Source organism: Blastococcus sp. SYSU D00669, assembly GCF_054050715.1.
In genome coordinates, this window is sequence record NZ_JBJGZV010000058.1 from 1 (window position 1) to 23,031 (window position 23,031).

At 75.0% G+C, this 23,031-nt stretch carries 21 protein-coding genes and 1 tRNA gene; 15 read left to right on the top strand and 7 right to left on the bottom strand.

Annotated elements, in window-relative coordinates; translation table 11 throughout:
• The first annotated feature begins 182 nt into the window (after nt 1-182).
• From nuoI to ACI8AF_RS25700, 9 genes are all read left to right on the top strand, one after another.
• On the top strand, nt 183-803 hold the full coding sequence (gene nuoI / locus ACI8AF_RS25660) for an NADH-quinone oxidoreductase subunit NuoI (RefSeq protein WP_456542608.1): 621 nt from the start codon (nt 183-185) through the stop codon (nt 801-803).
• Complete coding sequence (locus ACI8AF_RS25665) at nt 800-1,669, top strand: NADH-quinone oxidoreductase subunit J (protein WP_456542609.1); 870 nt, start codon at nt 800-802, stop codon at nt 1,667-1,669. Before nuoI ends, ACI8AF_RS25665 begins: the two co-directional genes overlap by 4 nt.
• Nucleotides 1,666-1,965 (top strand): NADH-quinone oxidoreductase subunit NuoK, encoded by a 300-nt coding sequence (nuoK, locus tag ACI8AF_RS25670; RefSeq protein WP_456542610.1) that lies wholly within the window; start codon nt 1,666-1,668, stop codon nt 1,963-1,965. The genes ACI8AF_RS25665 and nuoK overlap by 4 nt, the downstream gene beginning before the upstream one ends.
• 18 nt (nt 1,966-1,983) lie before the next feature.
• Nucleotides 1,984-3,888, top strand: a complete 1,905-nt coding sequence (gene nuoL / locus ACI8AF_RS25675; RefSeq protein ID WP_456542611.1) for an NADH-quinone oxidoreductase subunit L — start codon at nt 1,984-1,986, stop codon at nt 3,886-3,888.
• 111 nt (nt 3,889-3,999) lie between these two features.
• Nucleotides 4,000-5,646 (top strand): NADH-quinone oxidoreductase subunit M, encoded by a 1,647-nt coding sequence (locus ACI8AF_RS25680; protein ID WP_456542612.1) that lies wholly within the window; start codon nt 4,000-4,002, stop codon nt 5,644-5,646.
• Nucleotides 5,646-7,190: an NADH-quinone oxidoreductase subunit NuoN gene (gene nuoN / locus ACI8AF_RS25685; RefSeq protein WP_456542613.1), complete on the top strand. Its 1,545-nt coding sequence runs from the start codon at nt 5,646-5,648 to the stop codon at nt 7,188-7,190. Before ACI8AF_RS25680 ends, nuoN begins: the two co-directional genes overlap by 1 nt.
• Nucleotides 7,190-8,245: a polyprenyl synthetase family protein gene (locus ACI8AF_RS25690; RefSeq protein WP_456542614.1), complete on the top strand. Its 1,056-nt coding sequence runs from the start codon at nt 7,190-7,192 to the stop codon at nt 8,243-8,245. The genes nuoN and ACI8AF_RS25690 overlap by 1 nt, the downstream gene beginning before the upstream one ends.
• A gap of 20 nt (nt 8,246-8,265) precedes the next feature.
• On the top strand, nt 8,266-9,453 hold the full coding sequence (locus ACI8AF_RS25695) for a PQQ-dependent sugar dehydrogenase (protein WP_456542615.1): 1,188 nt from the start codon (nt 8,266-8,268) through the stop codon (nt 9,451-9,453).
• 62 nt (nt 9,454-9,515) lie between these two features.
• On the top strand, nt 9,516-10,421 hold the full coding sequence (locus tag ACI8AF_RS25700) for a hypothetical protein (protein WP_456542616.1): 906 nt from the start codon (nt 9,516-9,518) through the stop codon (nt 10,419-10,421).
• Nucleotides 10,422-10,427: 6 nt separating this feature from the next.
• Here the strand turns inward: ACI8AF_RS25700 and ACI8AF_RS25705 are convergent, their stop codons facing one another.
• The 3 genes from ACI8AF_RS25705 to ACI8AF_RS25715 are packed head-to-tail and all read right to left on the bottom strand — an operon-like array spanning nt 10,428 to nt 13,218.
• Nucleotides 10,428-11,813 (bottom strand): hypothetical protein, encoded by a 1,386-nt coding sequence (locus tag ACI8AF_RS25705; protein WP_456542617.1) that lies wholly within the window; start codon nt 11,811-11,813, stop codon nt 10,428-10,430.
• Entirely contained in the window at nt 11,810-12,487 is a 678-nt protein-coding gene (locus tag ACI8AF_RS25710; RefSeq protein WP_456542618.1) for a TetR/AcrR family transcriptional regulator, read from the bottom strand. Before ACI8AF_RS25710 ends, ACI8AF_RS25705 begins: the two co-directional genes overlap by 4 nt.
• Nucleotides 12,488-12,540: 53 nt before the next feature.
• Nucleotides 12,541-13,218 carry a pyridoxamine 5'-phosphate oxidase family protein gene (locus ACI8AF_RS25715; RefSeq protein WP_456542619.1) on the bottom strand — a complete coding sequence of 226 codons (678 nt, stop codon included), beginning with the start codon at nt 13,216-13,218 and terminating at the stop codon, nt 12,541-12,543.
• 79 nt (nt 13,219-13,297) lie between these two features.
• On the opposite strand from ACI8AF_RS25715, the gene ACI8AF_RS25720 reads away from it, so the two are divergent.
• The gene (locus ACI8AF_RS25720; protein WP_456542620.1) at nt 13,298-14,698 is read left to right on the top strand and encodes an aminotransferase-like domain-containing protein; all 1,401 of its coding nucleotides are present in this window, start codon (nt 13,298-13,300) and stop codon (nt 14,696-14,698) included.
• 9 nt (nt 14,699-14,707) lie between these two features.
• Here the strand turns inward: ACI8AF_RS25720 and ACI8AF_RS25725 are convergent, their stop codons facing one another.
• On the bottom strand, nt 14,708-15,781 hold the full coding sequence (locus ACI8AF_RS25725; RefSeq protein ID WP_456542621.1) for a 2-oxoacid:ferredoxin oxidoreductase subunit beta: 1,074 nt from the start codon (nt 15,779-15,781) through the stop codon (nt 14,708-14,710).
• Complete coding sequence (locus ACI8AF_RS25730) at nt 15,778-17,766, bottom strand: 2-oxoacid:acceptor oxidoreductase subunit alpha (protein ID WP_456542622.1); 1,989 nt, start codon at nt 17,764-17,766, stop codon at nt 15,778-15,780. Before ACI8AF_RS25730 ends, ACI8AF_RS25725 begins: the two co-directional genes overlap by 4 nt.
• Before the next feature lie 186 nt (nt 17,767-17,952).
• Between ACI8AF_RS25730 and htpX the strand changes: the two genes are divergently transcribed.
• Together htpX and ACI8AF_RS25740 are read left to right on the top strand one after the other, a co-directional pair.
• The gene (htpX, locus tag ACI8AF_RS25735) at nt 17,953-18,828 is read left to right on the top strand and encodes a zinc metalloprotease HtpX (RefSeq protein WP_456542623.1); all 876 of its coding nucleotides are present in this window, start codon (nt 17,953-17,955) and stop codon (nt 18,826-18,828) included.
• 251 nt (nt 18,829-19,079) lie between these two features.
• On the top strand, nt 19,080-20,117 hold the full coding sequence (locus tag ACI8AF_RS25740; RefSeq protein ID WP_456542624.1) for an MBL fold metallo-hydrolase: 1,038 nt from the start codon (nt 19,080-19,082) through the stop codon (nt 20,115-20,117).
• Between the two features lie 185 nt (nt 20,118-20,302).
• On the opposite strand, the gene ACI8AF_RS25745 is transcribed toward ACI8AF_RS25740, so the two are convergent.
• Nucleotides 20,303-20,794, bottom strand: coding sequence for a YajQ family cyclic di-GMP-binding protein (locus ACI8AF_RS25745; protein ID WP_456542625.1), 492 nt, complete (start codon nt 20,792-20,794; stop codon nt 20,303-20,305).
• A gap of 89 nt (nt 20,795-20,883) precedes the next feature.
• Between ACI8AF_RS25745 and ACI8AF_RS25750 the strand changes: the two genes are divergently transcribed.
• Nucleotides 20,884-20,965, top strand: a tRNA-Tyr gene (locus ACI8AF_RS25750).
• A gap of 74 nt (nt 20,966-21,039) precedes the next feature.
• On the opposite strand, the gene ACI8AF_RS25755 is transcribed toward ACI8AF_RS25750, so the two are convergent.
• Complete coding sequence (locus ACI8AF_RS25755; RefSeq protein WP_456542626.1) at nt 21,040-21,483, bottom strand: pilus assembly protein TadG-related protein; 444 nt, start codon at nt 21,481-21,483, stop codon at nt 21,040-21,042.
• A 154-nt stretch (nt 21,484-21,637) separates the two neighbouring features.
• On the opposite strand from ACI8AF_RS25755, the gene ACI8AF_RS25760 reads away from it, so the two are divergent.
• On the top strand, nt 21,638-21,922 hold the full coding sequence (locus tag ACI8AF_RS25760) for a hypothetical protein (protein WP_456542627.1): 285 nt from the start codon (nt 21,638-21,640) through the stop codon (nt 21,920-21,922).
• A partial coding sequence (locus ACI8AF_RS25765) for a hypothetical protein (RefSeq protein ID WP_456542628.1) occupies nt 21,919-23,031 on the top strand: 1,113 nt, incomplete at its 3' end. The genes ACI8AF_RS25760 and ACI8AF_RS25765, both read left to right, overlap by 4 nt.

A 23,031-nucleotide genomic window follows, 5' to 3' on the forward strand; every position in this document is an offset into this window, starting at 1 on the left:
CCCCCCTCCCTCCCGCCCCCCCCCCCGCCCCCCCCCCCCCGCCCCCCCCCCCCCCAGGCCCCCCCCCCCCCCGCCCCCCCCCCCCCCCCCCCCCCCCGAGCCGGTCGGGGCGGCCGCCCGCGCCGACGGTGCCGTCGTGAGCACCGGCCGGCGCGGCACCCCCGCCGCCGAGGAGGGCGACGATGAGTGAGAACACCCCCGCACGCCGCAGCGGCGGTGAGGTCGCCCGTCCCGACAAGGGCGCCAAGCCGGCGGTGCGCGGCAGCGTGCTGCCGCCCGCCGGGCAGGGCTTCGGGCTGACCTTCGCGCAGATCTTCAAGAAGGTGACGACGGAGGAGTACCCGTTCGAGCCCAAGGTGACCAAGCCGCGCTACCACGGCCGGCACGTGCTCAACCGGCACCCCGACGGGCTGGAGAAGTGCGTCGGCTGCGAGCTGTGCGCCTGGGCCTGCCCGGCCGACGCCATCTACGTCGAGGGCGGCGACAACACCGAGGACGAGCGCTACTCGCCCGGTGAGCGGTACGGGCGCGTCTACCAGATCAACTACCTGCGCTGCATCTTCTGCGGGCTGTGCATCGAGGCCTGCCCGACCCGGTCGCTGACGATGAGCAACGACTTCGAGCTGGCCGACGACAACCGCCAGGACCTGATCTACACCAAGGACCAGCTCATGGCGCCGCTGCTGCCCGGCATGGAGCAGCCGCCGCACCCCATGCGGCTGGGCGACGACGAGAAGGACTACTACCTGCGGGCGCCCGAGGCCGGGTCGGCCGCGGAGCCCGTGGTCGGGGAGACGGTGTGAGCGTCCTCGCCGCCGCGGCCGACACCTCCGTCCAGCTCGGCGACGGCGAGGCCGTCGTCTTCTGGATCCTCGGACCGCTCGCGCTGCTCGGGGCGCTGGGCATGGTGTTCGCCCGCAACGCCGTCCACTCGGCGCTGTTCCTGGTCGTGACGATGCTCTGCCTGGGCGTCTTCTACGTCGTCCAGGAGGCGCCGTTCCTCGGCGCGGTGCAGATCATCGTCTACACCGGCGCGATCATGATCCTCTTCCTGTTCGTGCTCATGCTGGTCGGCCGCGACTCCTCCGACTCGGTGGTCGAGACGCTGCGCGGGCAGCGGGTGGCGGCCACCCTGCTGGGCATCGGCTTCGCCGGCCTGGTCGGGGCGGGCATCGCCGAGGCGACCCGCGACACCCCGGCCACCGGCCTCGACCCCGTCCAGGGCGCCGACGTGAGCAACATCGAGGCGATCGCCGCGGTGCTGTTCACCGACTACCTGCTCGCCTTCGAGGTGACCAGCGCCCTGCTGATCACCGCCGCCGTCGGCGCGATGGTGCTCGCCCACGTCGAGCGCGAGCCCGGCAGCCGGCGCAGCCAGAAGGAGCTGTCGAAGGCCCGCTTCCTCGACAACCCGCGGCCGCAGACCCTGCCCGGACCCGGCGTCATGGCCCGCGGCAACTCGGTCGCCGTCCCGGGGCTGCTGCCCGACGGCCGCTACGCCGAGGACAGCTTCGCCACCGGCGTCGAGCCGCAGGACATCGAGCAGATGCCCCGGCCCACCGGCCGGCGGCAGCTCGGCAGCCCCGACGGTGCCCTGGGCACCCTCGAGGGCTCACCCAGCGCGGTCCCCGGCGGCACCGGCCCCGGCAACCCGGGAGAGGACCGATGACCGTCTCGCACTACCTGGTGCTCGCCGCGATCCTGTTCACCATCGGCGCCGTCGGCGTCCTGGTGCGGCGCAACGCGATCGTCGTCTTCATGTGCGTCGAGCTGATGCTCAACTCGGTGAACCTGACGCTGGTCACCTTCGCCCGCGCCACCGGGACCATCGACGGCCAGGTCATCGCCTTCTTCGTGATGGTGGTCGCCGCCTGCGAGGTCGTGGTCGGCCTCGCGATCATCATGTCGATCTACCGGACGCGGCGCTCCGCCTCGGTCGACGACGCCAACCTCCTGAAGTACTGAGCGTGATGGAGATGCGCCGTGCCTGAAGCGCTGCCCGCCACCGGGCTGCTCGCCGCCTCCTGGCTGCTGATCGCGCTGCCGCTCGCCGGCGCCGCGGTGCTGCTGCTCGGTGGCCGGCGCACCGACCGCTGGGGTCACCTGGTGGGCACCGCCACGGTGGCGGCCGCCTTCGTCCTCGGCCTGCTGTGCACCGTCCAGGTGGCCGGTCTCGAGGAGCGCTCCGCCAACCTGGACCTGTACACCTTCATCTCCGCCGGGTCGCTGGACATCCAGCTGGGGCTGCTCCTCGACCCGCTGTCGATGGCGTTCGTGCTGCTGATCACCGGCGTGGGCTCGCTGATCCACGTCTACTCGATCGGCTACATGGCCCACGACGAGGGCCGGCGACGCTTCTTCGCCTACCTCAACCTGTTCGTCGCGGCGATGCTGCTGCTCGTCCTCGGCAACAGCTACCTGGCGCTCTACGTCGGCTGGGAGGGCGTCGGTCTCGCGTCCTACCTGCTCATCGCCTTCTGGTACACCCGCCCGACCGCGGCCACGGCGGCGAAGAAGGCCTTCATCATGAACCGCGTCGGCGACGTCGGGCTGGCGCTGGCGATCTTCATCATGTTCGCCCAGCTGGGGACGACGTCCTTCGAGGGCGTGCTGGGCAACGCGGGGCTGCTCGCCGGCGGCACCGCCACCGCGCTCGGCCTGCTGCTCCTGCTCGGCGCCTGCGGCAAGTCCGGCCAGTTCCCGCTGCAGGCGTGGCTGCCCGACGCCATGGAGGGCCCGACGCCGGTCTCGGCGCTCATCCACGCCGCGACCATGGTCACCGCGGGCGTCTACCTCATCGCCCGCTCGGCGCCCATCTACGACGAGACGCCGACCGCGCGCACCGTCGTCCTGTGCGTCGGGGCGCTGACCCTGCTGATCGGCGCGATCGCCGGCTGCGCCTTCGACGACATCAAGAAGGTGCTGGCCTACTCCACGGTCAGCCAGATCGGCTACATGTTCCTGGCCGTCGGCCTCGGCCCGGCCGGCTACGTCGCGGCCCTGGCCCACCTGTACGCGCACGGCTTCTTCAAGGCCGGCCTGTTCCTCGGCGCCGGCTCGGTCATGCACGCGATGGACGACTCGGTGGACATGCGCCGCTTCGGCGGGCTGTGGAAGAAGCTGCCGATCACCTTCGGCACGTTCGGCCTGGGCTACCTCGCCCTGATCGGGATCATCCCGTTCTCCGGCTACTTCACCAAGGACGCCATCATCGAGGCGACCTTCGACCGCGGCGACACCTTCGGCTACGTGCTGGGCGCGATCGCGATCGTCGGCGCCGGGCTGACCGCCTTCTACATGACCCGGCTGATGCTGATGACCTTCTTCGGCCGGCCGCGGTGGGAGGAGGGCGTGCACCCGCACGAGTCGCCGGCGGTGATGACGGTGCCCATGATCGTGCTCGCGGTCGGCTCGGTGGCCGCCGGCTTCCTGCTCGTCACGGCCTTCCCGCTGGCGGACTGGATGGCGCCGGTGTTCGAGCAGGAGGAGGCCGAGCACGTCATCGCGCCGCTGACCATCGGGATCGTCGTCACCGCGGTGTCGCTGCTCGGCGTCCTGCTGGCCTGGCTGTTCGTCGGCCGCCGCGAGGTGCCGGTCACCGCCCCGGTGCGCGTCTCGCCGGTCACCCGCGCCGCGCGCAACGCGCTCTACGCCGACACGGTCAACGAGTCGTTGTTCATGCGGCCCGGCCAGTGGCTGACCCGGGCGCTGGTCTTCTTCGACAACCGCGGCGTCGACGGCGCGGTCAACGGCCTGGCCGCCACCCTCGGCGGCTCCTCGTCCCGGCTGGGCCGGGCGCAGACCGGCTTCGTCCGCACCTACGCGCTCGGGATGCTCGGCGGCGCCGTGGTCGTCGCCGGCGCGCTGCTGGCGGTGGCGGCCGGATGAGCGGACAGGGACGTGAGCATCGCAGCGAGGGACGAGCGAGGAGCGGAGCGTCCCGCGGAAGCGAACGAACGGCACTGAGCGCGAGCAACGTCTTCGGAAAGGGCACGCACCGTGGCTGACTTCCCCTGGCTCGTGCTCATGATCGCGGTGCCGGCGGTGGCCGCCGCCGCGGTCGCGGCGCTGCCCAAGGACCGTGAGGAGACGGCCAAGCAGGTCACGCTGGGCACCAGCCTCGTCGTCCTGCTGCTCGCCGTGCTCGCGACCGTCGCGTTCGACGCCGACGGCGACCGGTTCCAGCTCACGACGACGGTGGCGTGGATCCCGGCCTTCGGCGTGGACTTCGCCCTCGGGGTCGACGGCATCGCGCTGGTGATGCTGCTGCTCATCGGGGTGCTGGTGCCGCTGGTCGTCGTCGCCTCGTGGCGCGACACCGCGCCGGGCACGCGCTCGATGCGCACCTTCTTCGCCTGGCTGCTGCTGCTCGAGGCGATGATGGTCGGCGTCTTCGCCGCCACCGACGTCTTCCTCTTCTACGTCTTCTTCGAGGCGATGCTCGTCCCGATGTACTTCATGATCGGGAGCTTCGGCGGGCCCCGCCGGCAGTACGCGGCGGTCAAGTTCTTCCTGTACAGCCTGGTCGGCGGCCTGGTCATGCTCGCCGCGGTGATCGGGCTCTACGTCGCCGGCCTCAACGAGCTCGGCGAGGGCACGTTCGCCTTCGACGTGCTGCGCCAGATCTCCATCGACCCGGGGCTGCAGAAGCTGCTGTTCCTCGGCTTCTTCATCGCCTTCGCGATCAAGGCGCCGCTGGTGCCGTTCCACACCTGGCTGCCCGACTCCGGTGCCGAGGCCCCGATCGGCAGCGCGGTGCTGCTGGTCGGCGTCCTCGACAAGGTCGGCACTTTCGGGTTCCTGCGCTACTGCCTGCCGCTGTTCCCCGACGCCTCCCGCGACTTCGCGCCGTGGATCCTGGCGCTCGCCGTCGCCGGCATCCTCTACGCCGCGCTGCTGGCCATGGGGCAGAGCGACATGAAGCGGCTGGTCTCGTACACGTCGATCTCGCACTTCGGCTTCATCGCGCTGGGCATCTTCGCCTTCACCACCGAGGCCGGCACCGGCGCGGTGCTGTACATGGTCAACCACGGCATCTCGACCGGGCTGCTGTTCCTCGTCGTCGGGATGCTCATCGCCCGCGGCGGCTCGCGGCAGATCGGCGACTACGGCGGCGTCGCCCGCTTCGCCCCGCTGCTGGCCGGCAGCTTCCTCATCGCCGGTCTCGCCTCGCTGGCGCTGCCCGGCACCAACAGCTTCGTCAGCGAGTTCCTCACGCTGATCGGCGCGTTCCCGACCCGCCCGGTGTTCACCATCATCGCGACCACCGGCATCATCCTGGCCGCGCTCTACGTGCTGCTGGTGTACCAGCGCACGATGCACGGCCCGCCCAGGGGCGTCCTGCTCACCACGGACGCGGCCCCCGCCGGCGGCGGGCCAGCCGAGGCGGCGCACGGCGGGGCGACGGCCACCGCGACGCTCACCGCGCCCGCCCCGGCCGGCGCCCGGCTGCGGATCGCCGACCTCGGCCGGCGGGAGATCGCCGTCGTCACCCCGCTGATCGCGCTGATCATCGCCCTCGGCGTCCACCCGCAGCCGCTGATCGACCTGATCCGCCCGGCGGTGAGCGCCACCATGGAGGACGTCGGCGTCCCCGACGGCATCACGCCCTCCACCACCGACGCGACCTCCGAGCTGGGGGACTGATGCCCGAGATCTCCGCGCCGTCGATCTCCCTGGCGGCGCTCGCACCGCTGCTGTTCGTCTTCGGTGCCGCGTGCGTCGGCGTGCTCGTCGAGGCCTTCGCGCCGCGCGAGAGCCGGCACGCCGTCCAGGTGGGCGTCGCCCTCGTCGGCAGCGTCGGCGGCCTGGTCGCGACGCTGCTGCTGGCGGGCACGGATCCGAAGGTCACCGCGGGCGCGGCGCTGGCGGTCGACGGCGCAGGGCTGTTCCTCCAGGCGGTGCTCACCGCGTTCGGGGCGCTGTCGGTGCTGCTGTTCGCCGAGCGCTCGCTGGACCCGGCGCGCTCCTCGTTCGTCGCGGTCGCGGCGGTGCCGGCGGGCAGCCCGCGCGACCGCGAGCTGCTGACCTCCCAGCGGGTGCAGACCGAGGTCTACCCGCTGGCCAGCTTCGCCCTCGGCGGCATGATGCTGTTCGTCACCTCGAACGACCTCCTGGTCATGTTCGTGGCGCTCGAGGTGCTCAGCCTGCCGCTGTACCTGATGTGCGGCCTGGCCCGCCGCCGGCGGCTCCTGTCGCAGGAGGCGTCGGTCAAGTACTTCCTCCTGGGCGCCTTCGCCTCCGGGTTCTTCCTCTACGGCCTCGCGCTGGTCTACGGCGCCACCGGCAGCGTGCGGCTCTCGGAGATCCGCGAGGCGACCACCGCCGACACGGGCATCCTGCTGTCGCTCGGACTGGCCCTGCTCGTCGTCGGGCTGCTGTTCAAGGCCAGCGTCGCGCCGTTCCACACCTGGACGCCGGACGTCTACCAGGGCGCCCCCACGCCGGTCACCGCGTTCATGGCCGCCTGCACCAAGGTCGCGGCGTTCGGCGCGATCCTGCGGCTGCTCTACGTCGGCTTCGGCACCGCGGAGTGGACCTGGCGCCCGATCGTCTACGGCGTCGCCATCGTGTCGATGGTCGTCGGCGCCGTCCTGGGGCTCACCCAGACCGACCTCAAGCGCATGCTCGCCTACTCCTCGATCGCGCACGCCGGGTTCATCCTCACCGGCGTCATCGGCCTGGGCGCGGGCAGCGAGGGCTCCGGCCTCGAGGCGACGATCTTCTACCTGCTCACCTACGGCGTGACCACGCTCGGCGCCTTCGCCGTGCTCACCCTCGTCCGCGACGGCGACGGCGAGGCCGGGCACCTGTCGCAGTGGGCCGGTCTGGCGCAGCGCTCGCCGCTGACCGCCGCGGTGATGAGCCTGTTCCTGCTGGCGCTCGCCGGCATCCCGCTCACCAGCGGCTTCACCGGCAAGTTCGCGGTGTTCCGGGCGGCCATCGAGGCCGGCGCCTGGCCGCTGGCCGTGGTCGCGCTGCTGGCCAGCGCGGTGGCGGCGTTCTTCTACCTGCGGGTCATCGTGCTCATGTACTTCTCGCCCCCGGCCGCCGACGGGCCCACCGTCGGCGTGCCCGGTCTGCCGACCACGATCGTCCTCGCGATCACCGCCACGGCCACCCTCGTCCTGGGGATCGTGCCGGGGTCGGTCCTCGACCTGGCGGATCGGGCGGCTATCTTCGTCGGTTGATGACCGGAGCCCGCACCGCCGTCGACCGCGGCGTCCCCCCCGAGGGGCGGCACCGGATCTCGACGCCGGCGTCGACCATCGGCCCCTGGCTGCCCGAAGGCGCCCTGGGCGAGTCCCTCGCCGAGGGTCTCGCCGGGGTGGAGGACGCCCTCGCCACCGCCGTCGGCGACGACCACCCCGTCATCCGAGAGGCGGCCGGGCACCTCATGGCCGCCGGGGGCAAGCGGTTCCGCCCCATGCTGGCCCTGCTGGCCGCGCAGCTCGGCGACCCGCGCGCGCCGGAGGTGGAGCGCGCCGCCGTCGTCTGCGAGCTGACCCACCTGGCGACGCTGTACCACGACGACGTCATGGACGAGGCCGCCGTCCGCCGCGGGGCGCCCAGCGCGAACAGCCGCTGGGGCAACAGCATCGCGATCCTCACCGGCGACCTGCTCTTCGCCCGCGCCTCCGACCTGCTGGCCGACCTGGGCCCGGACGCGGTGCGCATCCAGGCCCGCACCTACGAGCGGCTGGTCACCGGCCAGCTGCGGGAGACCGTCGGGCCGCAGCCGGGCGAGGACCCGATCGCGCACTACCTCGAGGTGCTCGCCGACAAGACCGGCTCGCTGGTCGCCACCTCCGCCCGCTTCGGCGCCTCGTTCGCCGGGGTCGACGAGCAGCTCGTCGCCGCGCTGACCGCCTTCGGCGAGGAGGTCGGCGTCGCGTTCCAGCTCAGCGACGACCTGCTCGACATCGTCAGCGCCGACGGCGCGTCCGGCAAGGCGCCCGGCACCGACCTGCGGGAGGGCGTGGCCACCCTGCCGGTGCTCATCGCGCTGGCCGGCGACGACCCCGCCGACGCGCGGCTGCGCGAGCTGGTGGGCGGGCCCGTCGGCGGCGCCGACCTGCCCGAGGCGCTGGACCTGCTGCGCGCCTCGACCGCGCTCACCCGCGCCACGGCCGTGCTCCGCGACTACGCCGACCGCGCCCGCGAGCGGCTGGCCGCGGTGCCCGAGGGCGACGTCCGTGACGCCCTCTCGGCGCTCTGCGACTACGTCGTCACCCGCACCAGCTGACGCCCGCGCATCCTGGTCCCATGAGGTCGGCCGGGCTGCTCGCGGCGCTGCTGCTGCTCACCGCCTGCACCGGTGGGGGCGGCGACGGGGGCACGAGCGCCGCGGGGACGACCAGCCCGCAGCCGCCGGTGAGCGAGCCGCCGCCCACCGCGCCCCCGCTCGACGTGGCCGTCGTCGCCGACGGCCTGGACCACCCCTGGGACGTCGCCCAGGCCCCCGACGGGACCCTGCTCGTGGGCGAGCGCGGCGGTGGCTTCACCGCCGTCCTGCCCGACGGCACCGCGCAGGAGGTCGCCGCCGACCTCGACGACCTGTTCGCGCGCGGCGAGACCGGCCAGATGGGGCTGGTGCTCGACCCCGGCTTCGCGGACAACCGGCGCTTCTACAGCTGCCAGGGCCGCCAGGGCGGCGAGGTGCCCGACATCGCCGTCCTCGCCTGGACCGTCGACGAGGACTGGACGACGGCGACCCGCGTGGCCGACCCGCTGCTGGGCGGCATCCCGGTCAACAGCTCCTCGGGCCGGCACGGCGGCTGCCGGCTGCGGTTCGACCCCACCGGCGCGCTGCTGGTGAGCACCGGCGACAACGCCGTGGGCAGCAACCCCCAGGACCGCACCAGCCTCGCCGGCAAGGTGCTGCGCATCGACCCGGCCACGGGCGGGCCCGCCGCCGGGAACCCGTTCGCCGGCAGCGGCGCCGAGCCGTACGTGTGGACCTACGGGCACCGCAACGTGCAGGGCCTGGCCGTCCGCCCGCGCAGCGGCGAGGTCTACGCGATCGAGCAGGGCACCGGCCGGGACGACGAGGTGAACCTGCTCGCGGCCGGGTCGAACTACGGCTGGGACCCCGGCCCGGACGGCTACGACGAGAGCGTGCCGATGACCGATCTGGAGATCCCCGGCGCGGTGCCGGCGGTGTGGTCCTCCGGCGACCCGACGATCGCCACCTGCGGCGGCACCTTCCTCTCCGGGGAGGAGTGGGGCGCCTACGACGGCCTGCTCCTCGTCGCCGTGCTCAAGGACCAGGGGGTGCTGGCGCTGCGGCTCGACGACGACGGCCGGCTGGTCGAGCAGTTCCGCCTGCCGGAGCTCGACGGCACCCACGGCCGGATCCGCGCCGTCCAGCAGGGCACCGACGGCGCGCTCTACGTCACCACCGACAACGGCGACGACGCCGACGTGCTGCTCCGCGTCACACCGGGGTCCTAGGTCCCGCGGGCGCGGCACCAGCGGACCTGGGCGAGCGCACGGCGCCGGCCCACCCTGGCCGCATGGGCAGGATCGCCGCGGCAGCGCGGGCCACCGGCCGGGCGGTGCGCCGCGCCGTCGGCACCGTCGTGCGGTGGTTGCGACCACCTGCCGCGCCGGCGCCGCCGCTGCGCACGGCCCGGCGCCTCTCGGCGGCGGCGACCGGGCTCATGGCCGTCTCGTCCGCGGCCGGCCTCGCCGCCCCCGCCGTCTACCGCGACCCGCTCGCCGTCGCCGCGATGTTCCGGGCCTGGGACCTGGTCACGCTCTCGGTGGTCACGCCCGTCCTCGTGGGAGCGCTGCTCAGAGCCCGCGGCGGCTCGCCCCGCGCCCGCCTGCTGTGGGCGGGGATGCTCGCCTGCGCCGTCTACCAGTACGCCTACTACGTCTTCGGCGCGGCGCTCGGCCCGCTGCTCCTGGCCCACGTGGGGGTCTTCCTGCTCGCCGTCCTCGCCCTCGCCGCGCTCGTGCGAGCCGCCGACCTCCCCGGGATCGCCCTCCACCCGCGGACACCGCGGCGCCCCGTCGCCGCCGTCCTCGCCTTCCTGGCCGCCGGGCTCGGCGGCATGTGGACCGGCAACGCCGTCCGGTCGGCGGTGACCGGCGCGCCGCTGCCGGCCACGCTGCTGGTCCAGCCGCCGGCGGTGCTCCGGCTGGGTTACGTGCTGGACCTCGTGGCGCTGGTGCCCGCGTACGCGGCCGCGGCCGTGCTGCTGTGGCGGGGCTCCGCGTGGGGCGCACCGCTCGCGACCGTGGTGCTGACCGGGAGCACGCCGGTGCAGCTGGCCTACCTGGCCGCGCTGCCCGCCCAGGTCGCCGCCGGGGTGCGCGGGGCCGTGCGGTCGGACCCGCAGGAGCCGCCGATCGCCGCGCTGATCACCGCCGCGGCCGGGGTGCTGCTCGGCGGCGTCCGGCCGCGGACGGCCTGAGCGGGCTCAGCCGGGGAACCGGACGAAGCGGGCCACCTTGCCGGTCCGCGGGTCGCGGGCGATGCCCTCGACGGTGCGCACCCCGACCGCCGGCTCCGGCAGCCCGGCGTCCCGCAGCGCCGCGGCCAGGCGGGCGGTGAGCCCGCCGGCGTCGAGCGGGCCGGCGACCACCACGTCGACGTCCACCCCGCCGGGGGTCTGGTGCACCTGGTACTGCACGACCTCGGCCGTGCGCACCAGCACGCTGCCGAGCACCTGCGAGTGGACGACGGTGCCGCCGTAGCGGAAGAGCTCGTCCTGCCGGCCCTGCACCGTCACCCGCAGGTGCCCGGAGCCGGGGACCGCCGGCTGCGCCACGAACCGGTCGGGCAGGACGTAGCGGATGAGCGGCTGCAGCGGGTTCGCCAGGTTGGTCACCAGCGCCGTCGCCGCCGGCTCCCCGGGCGGGACCGGGCGCAGGTCGTCGTCCACGAGCTCGACGACGGCCAGGTCGGAGGCCAGCACGATCACGTCGTCGCCGGGCGCCGAGACGCCGACGAGGCCCTCGGTGGAGCCGAACTGGTTCACGACGGGGACGCCGAAGGCCGCCGTCACGCGGGCGCGGACCTCGGGGGTGAGCTGCTCGCTGCTGGCGGTCACCGACCTCGGGGTGATCGTCAGCCGCCCGGCCTGCCGCTCGCGGGCGAGGAGGTCCAGCGCGGACGGGTAGCCCTGCAGCAGGAAGGGCCGCGCCCGCTCCAGCCGCGCGACGATCTCGGGCACCGGCAGCGTCACCGGCACGCACGTGACGTCGAGCAGGTCGCCGGTGAACAGCGACGACAGCGCGCGGCTGGCGTGGACGGCGGAGGCGGCGGCCACGATGGCCATCGGGACGCCGCCGAAGGGGACGGGCCCGGCGGCCAGCAGCCGCGCCATGCCGGGCCGGACGAGGCCCAGGGTGTAGTCGACGACGGCGTCGGGGCCGTAGATGAACACGCCTCGCTCGCCGGAGCTGCCGCCGGAGCTCATGACCACGCAGCCGTCGAGCAGCTCCCGCGCCTCGCCCCCGGTGGCCGCGAGGTGGTCCTCCAGCAGCGCGCGCGACACCCGGCGGTCGGTGACCACGCGGTCGAGGTCGGCCATCATCTCGGTCTTGGTCATCGGGGGCAGGGACGCCAGGTCGGCCAGCCCGAACCGGTCGGGGTCGACCCCGCGCAGCCGCTCGGCGTGGAAGGGGGAGCCGGCCCGCGCGGCCCGGAGCAGCGCCCGCAGCGCCTGCTCCTGGTGGGCGCGCAGGGTCTCGGCGTCCCACCCGAGCCGCGCGACGTGGCCGGGGAGCGCGGCGCGCAGCCGCGCCAGCCGCCGGGCGCGCACCGGGTCCGACGGCGGGGCAGTGGTGGTGGGGACGGTCATCGGGACCTCCGGGGGGACGGCGGAGCGTCCGGGCCGGGCGCTCCGGAGAGCCGGGTGGCGAGGGCGACGTGGAGCTCCTCCACCAGCTCGTCGCGGAAGGCCTCGCCCTCTGCGGCGCGGGCCAGCGCGATGCCGGGACCGAGCGCCAGTCCGGCCCGGGCGATGTCCTCGGCGACCCGGCGGTCGACGACGGCGGGGCCGCCGAGCAGGTCGCCGACCACGTCGGCGGTGGCGGTGAGCAGCCGGGCGTGCTGCTCGGCGAAGCGGGCGGCCAGGTGGGGGTCGCGGGCGGCGTGCACGCGGAACTCGACGACGAGCAGCGTCCAGTCGAGGTCGGTGCGGAGGATCCCGGCCCACTGGCGGGCGACGGCCAGCACGTCCTCCTGGAGCAGCCGGGCGGCCTCGGCCCGGTCGCGCGGCGGCGGCGCCTCGGGGCGCACGGCGCGCAGCTGCTCGATCCGCTCGGTCACCCGCTCCTCCAGCAGGGCGAGGAACAGCTCGGCCTTGCCGCGGAAGCGCGAGTAGACGGCGCCGATGGTGAAGCCGGCCTCGGCGGCGACGGCGTCGACGGTCGCGCCGTGGTAGCCGGCGCGGAGGAAGACGCGGCGCGCCGCGGCGAGGACGGCCGCGTGGTTGGCCGCCGCCTGCTCCACCCGGGAGACCCGCACTGCCATAGCGCCACTATCCGGATAGCGGCGCTATCGAAACAGGGGCGAAGGGCCCCGGGTCAGGCGAGCAGGCGCTCGCCCACCCGCGCCGGTACCGGGGTGCCCTCCGGCAGCAGCGCGCACGGCTCGGGCTCGCCGACGACGGTCCGCACCGGCAGCACGCCGGCCCACACGGGGTCGGGCTCGCCGGGCGCCGGGAGGTCGCGGTCGTCGTCGACGGGAGGGCCGGTGCGCACCTTGACGCTGGCCTCCGCCAGGTCGAGCGCCAGCACGGCGGTGGCGGCGAGCTCCTTGCGGTCGGGCTGCCGGGTCGCCGTCCACGACCCGGGGGCCAGCTGCTCGGTGAGGGCCTCGAGCGCGTGCAGCTTCTCCGCCGGGTCGGTCACCGGGCGCGCGGTGCCGTGGACGACGGCGCACCGGTAGTTGACCGAGTGGTGGAACGCCGACCGGGCGTAGACGACGCCGTCGAGGTGGGTGACGGTGAAGCAGACCGGGGCGCCGGCGGCCGCGGCCCGCAGCGTGCTCGCGCCGGTCGAGCCGTGCAGGTACAGCATGTCCCCGTCGCGGCCGTAACCGGTGGGGAGCACCACCGGCGCCCCGCCCAGCACGACCCCCAGGTGCCCCACCAGGCCGGCGTCGAGGACGGCGTGGAGATCGGCCCGATCGGTGCGGGCCCGCCGGGCGCCCCGCCGGACCGTGCTGCGGGGGGTGGGGGAGAGCGGGGCGGGAGAGTCCATGCGGCCAGCCTGTCCGGAGGCGTGGCATCCTCCAACGGCCACTTCCGCACGATTCCACCAGTCCACCGAGGGAGGCGCCGTGGTCGAGGTCCCACCGGTCGTCCTCGACCGCGCCGCCGGGACGCCGCTGTCGGTCCAGCTGGCCGACGCGCTGCGGGCCGCCGCGGCCGCCGGCACGCTGCGCCCCGGCGACCGGCTCCCGTCGACCCGTGAGCTCGCCGGTGCGCTGCGGGTGAGCCGCACCGTCACCGCGGCCGCCTACGACCAGCTGCTGGCCGAGGGGTGGGCCGGCGGCCGGCGCGGGGTGGGCACCTTCGTGGTGGGCGGTCCGCCCTCCGCGCCGCACCCGTCCGCCGAGCGCGGCCGGCGCCCCGCCGGGTCCGCGCCGCGGCTGGTCGACCTGCGGGCCGGCTCGCCCTGCCTCGAGGTGCTCGACCAGGCGGCCTGGCGCCGGGCCTGGCGGGCGGCCGGGGACGCACCCCCCGACGGCGGGCCGGAGCCCGCGGGCGACCCGGCGTTCCGCGCCGCCGTCACCGAGCACCTCCTCCGGCACCGGGGGCTGCCCGCGGCGCCGGACGACCTGCTGGCCACCGGCGGGACCTCCGCCGCCGTCGCGGAGGTCGCCCGGGTGCTGCCCCGGGGCAGCCGCGTGGGCGTGGAGAGCCCCGGCTACCAGCGGGTCGCCGCGGCGCTCACCGACGCGGGCGTCACCGTCGTCCCGGTCCCCGTGGACGGCGACGGGCTGGTCGTCGACGCCGTCCCGCCGGGCCTGGCCGCCGTGTACTGCACGCCCGCGCACCAGCTCCCGCTCGGCCGGCGGATGTCGGCCGCCCGCCGGCTCGCCCTGGTCGAGCGGGCCCGGGCGGAGGGCTGGTGGGTGCTGGAGGACGACTACGACGGCGAACTGCGCTACGACGTGGCGCCGCTGCCGCTGCTGGCCGCCCTCGGGCCCGACGTCGTCGTCCACCTGGGCACCAGCAGCAAGATCGTCAGCCCGACGCTCGGGACCGGCTGGCTGGTCGCGCCCGCGCGGCTGCGGGAGGAGCTGGTCGCCCGGCGCACGGCCACGGGCACGAGGCCGGCGCGCGCCGGTCAGCGGGTGTTCGCCGCGCTCGCCGCCTCCGGTGACCTGGCCCGGCACCTGCGCCGGGTCCGCCGGGAGCTCGCCGGGCGGCGCGCCGCGCTGCTCGACGCGGTGACCGCCGGCGGCCGCACCGCCGAGGGCGACCCGGCCGGGGCGCACGTGTTCTTGCCGCTGCCGGACGCGGCGACCGAGGCCGCCGTCGTCGCCGCGGGCCACGACCGCGGCCTGTCGCTCGACGGACTGGCGCGCCACCGGACCGCGGGCGCCGCGCACGGCCCGGCCGCGGGTCTCGTGGTCGGCTTCGCCGCCCCGGATCGCGCCGCCTACGACGCCGCGCTGCCCGTCCTCACCGAGGTGCTGGGTGGCGGCCCAGCGCGCGGGAACACCGCACGCTGAGCCTCCGACTCAGGCGGGGATGGTCCAGGTGTCGCTGCCGGCCAGCAGCGCGCCGAGGTCGGCGGGCCCGCCGGAGCGGGCGTCCTCGAGCTGGTCGGCCATCATCCGGTCGTAGGTCGGCCGGGCGACGGAACGGAAGACGCCCATCGGCGTGTAGCGCAGGTCCTGGCTGGAGAGCCGGGACAGCGCGAACGCGTAGGACGGGTCCTGCCGGGTCGCGTCGTGGACGACGATCTCGGCCGGGTCCACCTGGTTGGTCTCGGCGATCCGCAGGCCGCCGAAGTCGTCGCGGACGACGCAGGCGGCGCCCTCGGGGCCGAACACCAGCGGCTGGCCGTGCACCAGCGGGATCGTCCACTGCGGACCGGTCGTCGGGTCCTTGAGCAGCTCGAAGGCGCCGTCGTTGAAGATGTTGCAGTTCTGGTAGATCTCGACCAGCGCGGTGCCCTGGTGCTCGGCGGCCTGCCGCAGCACCTCGGTGAGGCCCTTGCGGTCGGAGTCCATCGCCCGGCCGACGAACGTGGCGTCGGCGCCGAGGGCCAGCGACACCGGGTTGAAGGGCGCGTCGATCGAGCCCATCGGCGTCGACTTGGTCACCTTGCCCACCTCGGAGGTGGGGGAGTACTGGCCCTTGGTCAGCCCGTAGATCCGGTTGTTGAACAGCAGGATCTTCAGGTTCACGTTGCGGCGCAGGGTGTGGATCAGGTGGTTGCCGCCGATGGACAGCGCGTCGCCGTCCCCGGTGACGACCCAGACCGACAGGTCGGGTCGCGACGCGGCCAGGCCGGTGGCGATCGCCGGCGCCCGGCCGTGGATCGAGTGCATCCCGTAGGTGTTCATGTAGTACGGGAAGCGCGAGGAGCACCCGATGCCCGAGACGATGACCATGTCCTCGCGCGCGATGCCCAGGCTGGGCAGGAAGCTCTGGACGGCGTTGAGGATGACGTAGTCACCGCACCCGGGGCACCAGCGGACCTCCTGGTCGGTCTTGAGGTCCTTGGCCTTGAGGTCGGTCTGCTTCTCGCCGACGCTCGTCGCGGCCGTGATCGGGTCGCTGCCGGGCATGCCGAGGTCGATGCTCACTGGGTGCCTCCGTTGAGGGCGGCGGCCGCGGGGGTCGGCGCCGGTGCGGTGCTGGGTCGTGAGGTGGTCGAGTCGATCGCGCCCTGCAGGACGGCGGCGAGCTCGGCCGCGCGGAAGGGCAGGCCGCGCACCTGGGTGTGGCTCTCGACGTCGACCAGGTAGCGCGCCCGCAGCAGCGTGGCCAGCTGCCCGAGGTTCATCTCGGGGCAGATGACCCGCTCGTAGCGGGTGAGCACCTCGCCGAGGTCGGCGGGCATCGGGTTGATGTGCCGCAGGTGGATCTGCGCGATCGACCGGCCGGAGCCGCGGACCTGCCGGCACGCCGCGCCGATCGGCCCGTAGGTCGAGCCCCAGCCGATGACGGCGACCTTCGCGTCGCCGTCGGGGTCGTCGACGTCGGTCGGCGGGAGGCTCGCGGCGATGCCGTCGACCTTGGCCTGCCGGGTCCGCGTCATGAAGTCGTGGTTGTCGGGGTCGTAGGAGATGTTGCCGGTGCGGTCGGCCTTCTCCAGGCCGCCCACGCGGTGCTGCAGCCCGGCGGTGCCCGGGATGGCCCACGCCCGGGCCAGCGTCTCGGGGTCGCGCAGGTAGGGGAGGAACTCGCCGTCGTCGCCGTTGGGCTCGGTGGCGAAGCCGACCGCGGCGGACAGGTCGGGCAGCGACTCGACGTCCGGGACCGCCCACGGCTCGGCGCCGTTGGCCAGGTACCCGTCGGAGAGCAGCATGACCGGGGTGCGGTAGGTCAGCGCGATCCGCGCGGCCTCGAGCGCGGCGTCGAAGCAGTCGCCGGGCGAGCGCGGGGCGATCACCGGCAGCGGCGCCTCGCCGTTGCGGCCGAACATCGCCTGCAGCAGGTCCGACTGCTCGGTCTTGGTCGGCAGGCCGGTCGACGGCCCGCCGCGCTGGACGTCGACGACGACCAGCGGCAGCTCGAGCATGACGGCCAGGCCGATCGCCTCCGACTTCAGCGAGATGCCCGGGCCGGACGTCGTCGTCACGCCGAGCGCGCCGCCGAACGAGGCGCCGATCGCGGCGGAGACGCCGGCGATCTCGTCCTCGGCCTGGAAGGTGCGCACGCCGAAGGCCTTGTGCTTGGACAGCTCGTGGAGGATGTCGGAGGCCGGGGTGATCGGGTAGGCGCCCAGGAACACCGGCAGGCCCGACCGCTGCCCGGCGGCGACGATGCCGTAGGCCAGCGCCTGGTTGCCCGAGATGTTGCGGTAGGTGCCCGGCCGCATCGGCGCCGGCTTGACCTCGTAGGAGACGGCGAAGGCCTCGGTGGTCTCGCCGTAGTTGTAGCCGGCGCGGAACGCGGCGATGTTGGCCGCGGCGATCTCGGGCTTGCGTCGGAACTGCCGCTCGAGGAAGCGGACCGTCCCCTCGGTCGGCCGGTGGTACATCCACGACAGCAGGCCGAGCGTGAACATGTTCTTGCTCCGCTCGGCCTCCTTCTTGCCGAGGCCGGAGTCGGCGAGCGCGTCGAGGGTGAGGCTGGTCAGCGGCACCGTGAACAGCTGCCAGCCCTCCAGCGAGCCGTCCTCGAGCGGGTTGGTGGCGTAGCCGACCTTGGCGAGGTTGCGCGGGGTGAACTCGTCGGAGTCGACGATGAGCAGCCCGCCGCCCGGCAGGTCGGAGAGGTTCGCCTTGAGCGCCGCGGGGTTCATGGCGACGAGGACGTCGGGGGCGTCGCCCGGCGTCATGATGTCGTGGTCGGCGAAGTGCAGCTGGAAGGAGCTGACGCCGGGCAGGGTCCCCGTCGGGGCGCGGATCTCGGCGGGGAAGTTGGGCAGCGTCGACAGGTCGTTGCCGAAGGACGCCGTCTCGCTGGTGAACCGGTTGCCGGTCAGCTGCATGCCGTCACCGGAGTCGCCGGCCAGCCGGATGACCACCCGGTCGAGGCTGACGACGCTCTTCACCAGACCGCCGGGGGCCGAGCCGTCCGCCGTCCCCGCTGCCGGAGCGTCGGGCGCGTTGCTGCCAGTCATCTCTGGTCCACCTCCACCGGCCGAGGTTACGTGTGTGTGTCGGGGGGCGGGTGTGCAACCGGACACGCCGCAACCGCGAGTACCCGGTCGAGGAGCCGGGCGCACGTCCTGCCGGGCCCAACCCGTGCGGGGGACGGCGCCATTCCCGCCGGGAACGGCGGTTCCGGCGGTGGCGTTGATCCCGTCGTGCAGCGCTGGAACAACGGACTCAAGACCGCCCTGCTCCTGGGGCTCATGGGTGCCCTCATCCTCGCCGCCGGAGCCCTGATCGGTGGACGCGGTGGCCTGTTCATCGCACTCGTGATCGCGCTGGCGGTCAACGGCTTCGCGTACTTCAAGTCCGACACGCTCGCGCTGCGCGCCATGCGCGCCTTCCCGGTGACCGAGACCCAGGCCCCGCAGCTCTACGCGATCGTCCGCGAGCTGGCCACCGAGGCCCGCCAGCCGATGCCGCGCCTCTACGTCAGCCCCGCCGCGCAGCCCAACGCCTTCGCCACCGGCCGCAACCCGCGCAACGCCGCGGTCTGCTGCACCCAGGGGATCCTCGAGCTGCTCGACCGCCGCCAGCTGCGCGCCGTCCTCGCCCACGAGCTGTCGCACGTCTACAACCGCGACATCCTGATCAGCTCGGTGGCCGGGGCGATGGCGACCGTCGTCACCTACCTGGCGCACATGGCGATGTTCGCCTCGCTGTTCGGCGGCCGCTCCGACGAGCGCGAGGGCGGCGGCGCCCTGGGCAGCCTGCTGCTCGTCGTCCTCGGCCCGATCGCCGCCGGTGTGGTGCAGATGGCGGTCAGCCGCAGCCGCGAGTACCAGGCCGACGCCTCCGGCGCCCGGCTGAGCGCGGACCCGCTGGCCCTCGCCTCGGCGCTGCGCGCGATCGAGCGCGGCGCCGCGGCCCGGCCGCTGCCGCAGGACGACCGGCTGGTGACCCAGAGCCACCTGATGATCGCCAACCCGTTCCGCGGGCAGGGCCTGGCGTCGCTGTTCTCCACGCACCCGCCGATGGAGCAGCGCATCGCCCGGCTGGAGGGGATGGCGCGCGAACTCGGCCAGCTCTGAGTTCGGCAGCACGGTGCGCCAGACGTGCGCACGTCCCCGTGGTCATCCGCGCGTGCTGCTTCTTCGCCGTCACACTCCTGCGGCCCACGCAGGTCGACCCGCGTCACCGGACCTGAGGCCGGGCCACGGTGCGGCTCGACGTCGGGCCGCGCGGGTCGACCCGCGCCGGGCGAGCCGACGTGCGCACAGGAGATCTCACCTCGCTGCCGAACTCGGCCACCTCCGGCCCCCGGGGGACTAGCCTCCCGGCCGTGTGCGACGGCGGCGGCGCGGTCGCCGCGGCGGCCCCGCGACCGGCCCCGGGTCCCGCGGTCGACCCGATCGCGCTCGAGCCGGTCGACGAGGTCGCGATCACCACGCTGGTCGACAACGTCTTCGACGCGCTGCTCCCCGGCTCCGACCGGGTCGCCCGGCCCCCGCTGGCGAGCGGCTGGACCGCCGCGCCTCAGTTCGAGGGCGGCCGCACCGTGGCCGGCCTGCGTGCCGAGCACGGGTTCTCGGCGCTGGTCACCGTCCGCCGGGGGTCCGCCACCACGACGCTGCTGTTCGACACCGGCATCTCGCCCGACGGCATGACCTCCAACGCCGACCGGCTGGGCCTCGACCTGACCGGCGTGCAGGGGATCGTGCTCAGCCACGGGCACTTCGACCACGCCGGCGGGCTGAGCGGCCTCGCCGCCCGCGCCGCGCTGCCGATGACCGTGCACCCGCTCGTGTGGACCCGGCGCCGGATCGCCGCCCCGGGGACCGACGCCGTCGTCCTGCCCACGCTGAGCCGGCGGGCGCTGCAGGCCGAGGGGTTCGCGGTGGTCGAACGGCGCGAGCCCTCGCTGCTGGTCGACGGCTGCGTGCTCGTCACCGGCGAGGTGGACCGGACGACGGACTTCGAGCGCGGGATGCCGCCCTCGCACCAGGAGTGGGACGGCACGGACTGGCGGCACGACCCGCTGGTGCTCGACGACCAGGCGCTGGTCGTGCACGTCCGGGGCCGGGGGCTGGTCGTGCTCACCGGCTGCGGCCACGCGGGCGCGATCAACACCGTCCGGCACGCGCTCCGGCTCACCGGCGTCGACCGCCTGCACGCGCTGCTCGGCGGGCTGCACCTGTCCGGCCCCGCCTTCGAACCGGTCCTCGCCCCCACCGTGGCCGCGCTGACCGAGCTCGGGCCCGACCTGGTCGCCCCGGGGCACTGCACCGGCTGGCGGGCCCAGGGCGCCATCGCCGCGGCGCTGCCCGACGCGTTCGTGCCGGGCAGCTCCGGTACCCGCTTCACCCTCGCTGCCGCCTGAGCGTTCCGCCGGCCGGACTCCGGCCGAGGCATCGAGCAGCGTGGCGCCGTGGTGCCGTCACCGACGTCACGCTCGTGCTCGTCGACCACCGCACCTTCGACGGCCGGCTGCAGCTGCTCGAGCACGTCCCCACGGTGCTCGACACCCCGCCCGGCGCCAGGCCGGCGCCGGGCGGCTGACCGTGCCTAGCGGTAGTTGTCGAACTGCAGGGCGACGTCGAGGTCCTTGCCGCGCAGCAGCTGCTGCACCGCCTGCAGGTCGTCGCGCTTCTTGCCGCTGACCCGCAGCTGGTCGCCCTGGATCTGCGCCTGGACGCCCTTCGGGCCCTCGTCGCGGATGATCTTCGCGATCTTCTTGGCGACCTCGGACTCGATGCCCTGCTTGATGCGGGCGCTGATCTTGTACGACTTGCCGGAGGACTGCGGGTCGCCGGCGTCGAGGGACTTCAGCGAGATCTTGCGCTTGACCAGCTTGTCCTTGAACACGTCGAGCGCGGCGGTGACCCGCTCCTCGGTGTCGGCCTGCAGGACGACGGCCTCCTCGCCGGACCAGGCGATGCTGGCGTTGGTCCCGCGGAAGTCGAAGCGCTGGGTCAGCTCCTTCGCGGCCTGGTTGAGCGCGTTGTCGACCTCCTGGCGGTCGACCTTGCTGACGACGTCGAAGGACGAGTCGGCCATGGCTTTCCTCCGCTCTGGCGGCGCGCGCCCCGGGACACCCCCGAGGTCGGCGACCGCCGTTCTTGTACGCTGCTCCGGTACCACCGCACGGCGGGTTGCCCGAGTGGCCAAAGGGAGCGGACTGTAAATCCGTCGGCTCAGCCTACGAAGGTTCGAATCCTTCACCCGCCACGCCTCGGTACGACGGCCCCCGACCTGTGCCGGTCGGGGGCCGTCGCCGTGTCGTCGCCGTGTCGTCGCCGTCGTCAGGGCACGGTGGGTGCGCGGGCGCTGGCGACGGCGGTCCGCTCCAGCGGCTCCCCGCCGAGGAACAGCCAGCCGAACGCGATGTCGGCGTACCGGGTGCAGCGGACGGTGACCTCCACGCCATCGGTCTCGGCCGACCACGCGTCGAGCTGGACCCCGCCGTCGGCCAGCTGGTCGGCGACCGCCGCCTGCGCGGTGGCCCGGCTCAGCGGCAGCTGGGCGCCGACCCCGGAGGTGTAGACCGCGGCCTCGTCGGCCTGGTCGGCGGCGGCCAGGGCGGCGCCGTCGCACACGGCCTGCACCTCCTGCTGCTCCAGGAAGGCGTGCGAGGCGGCCACGGCGCCGAAGGCCATGAGGGCGGCGACCGTCCAGCAGACGAGCACGAACGGCAGGCTGGAGCCGCGCTCGCCCCGCCGTTCCGGGACTGCTTCGTCCGCCGGCACGCGGGGCAGCGTAGATGATCTCGGTCGTCGTCCACAGGCTGTGGACGACGGCTGTGCACGGAGGTGGACGCGGCCGTACCGCCCCCGGTCGGCCGCGCGCCGGCCTGTGGACGACGCCGGCGGGACGGGCCGGGGCGTGGTCAGACTCCGGCGCATGACGATCGAGGTGCCGCCCGAGCAGCTCCACGCGCTCGCCGACGCGCTGCGCGCCCAGGGCGCCGAGGCCGACGACGTGGCCGCGCGGCTCACCGCCGCCCCCGCCGCGAGCGGCCCGCTGGCCGGTGCCGTCGAGGCCTTCCTGGAGGCGCACCGCACGGCGGGCTCGGCCGTGGCGGGGGAGCTGCGCTGGCTGGGCGGCACCGTGGCCGCCGTCGCTGACTCGTGGCTCGGCCTCGACGGATCGCTGCTGCCCCCGCCCGGCCGGGCGGTCGCCCGGTGACCGGGCCGGTCCCCACGCCCCTCGACCTCCCACCCGGCGATCCCGCCGTGCTCGACGACCTGGTCGGCGCGGTGACCGGCGCCGCCTTCCGCACCGGGGTCCTGGCGGCGCACCTCGCCGGCCCGGCCGCGACGGCGCCCGGCTGGCTCGGCGCCGACGCCGCCGCGGCCGCCGACCAGGTGGGTCGGGTGACCGACCTGGTCCGCGGGCTGCACGGCACGCTGACGGCAGGCGTCGACCGGCTGCGGGCGCACGCGGTGGTGCTGGGCGACGTGCACCGCCGGGTCGAGGTGCTCCGCCGGCAGCAGGAGGAGGACTTCACCGCCCTCGCGGCGCGGCGTCCGGCTCTCGCCGACCCCGACACCCTCGGCCCGGCCGGAGCGGAGCTGGCCGCCGCGGAGGCAGCGCGGCGGCGCGAGCACGGGGCGCTGCTCGCCGAGGTCGAGGCGGACGCCGCCGCCACCGCCGCCGTGCTCGCCGGCACGGTGCCGTGGCCGGGGGGCACCGGTGCGCCCGGTCAGGAGGCGGGGATCCGCGCGCACCTGGCGGGGCTGTTGCCCGGCTGGGGCGACGGCGAGATGGTCGCGCTCGCCTGGTCGGCCGTCCGGGCGCTCGACGGGCCGGTCACCGCCGAGGACCTCGACGCCGCCGCGCGCGAGGGGCTGCCGTACGCGTCGAACCCCGCCTACGCCGGCGCCCTGCTGGCCGGCCTCGGCGTCGACGGCGTGCGCCACCTGCTCCTCACCCTCGGCCGGCAGCCCGGGGACCCGGCGCCGCCGCTGGCCCGGTGGCTCGCGCTGGCGTTCGGGGCGGCACGGGGCGACGCGGTGCCGGGTGCGCTCGAGGAGGTGCTCGACGCCCGCTTCGTCGATCCCGACGACCCCGATGCCCTGCCCGACCAGGTGGCCGCCGGGCTGGCGCTGCTCGTCGGTGCCGTCCCCGCCGCCGCCGGGGGTGTGCGGCCGGCGACGGTGGCGGCCTGGACGGGTGCGGGGGGGGGGGGGGGGGGGGGGGGGGGGGGGGGGGGGGGGGGGGGGGGGGGGGGGGGGGGGGGGGGGGGGGGGGGGGGGGGGGGGGGGGGGGGGGGGGGGGGGGGGGGGGCGGGGGGG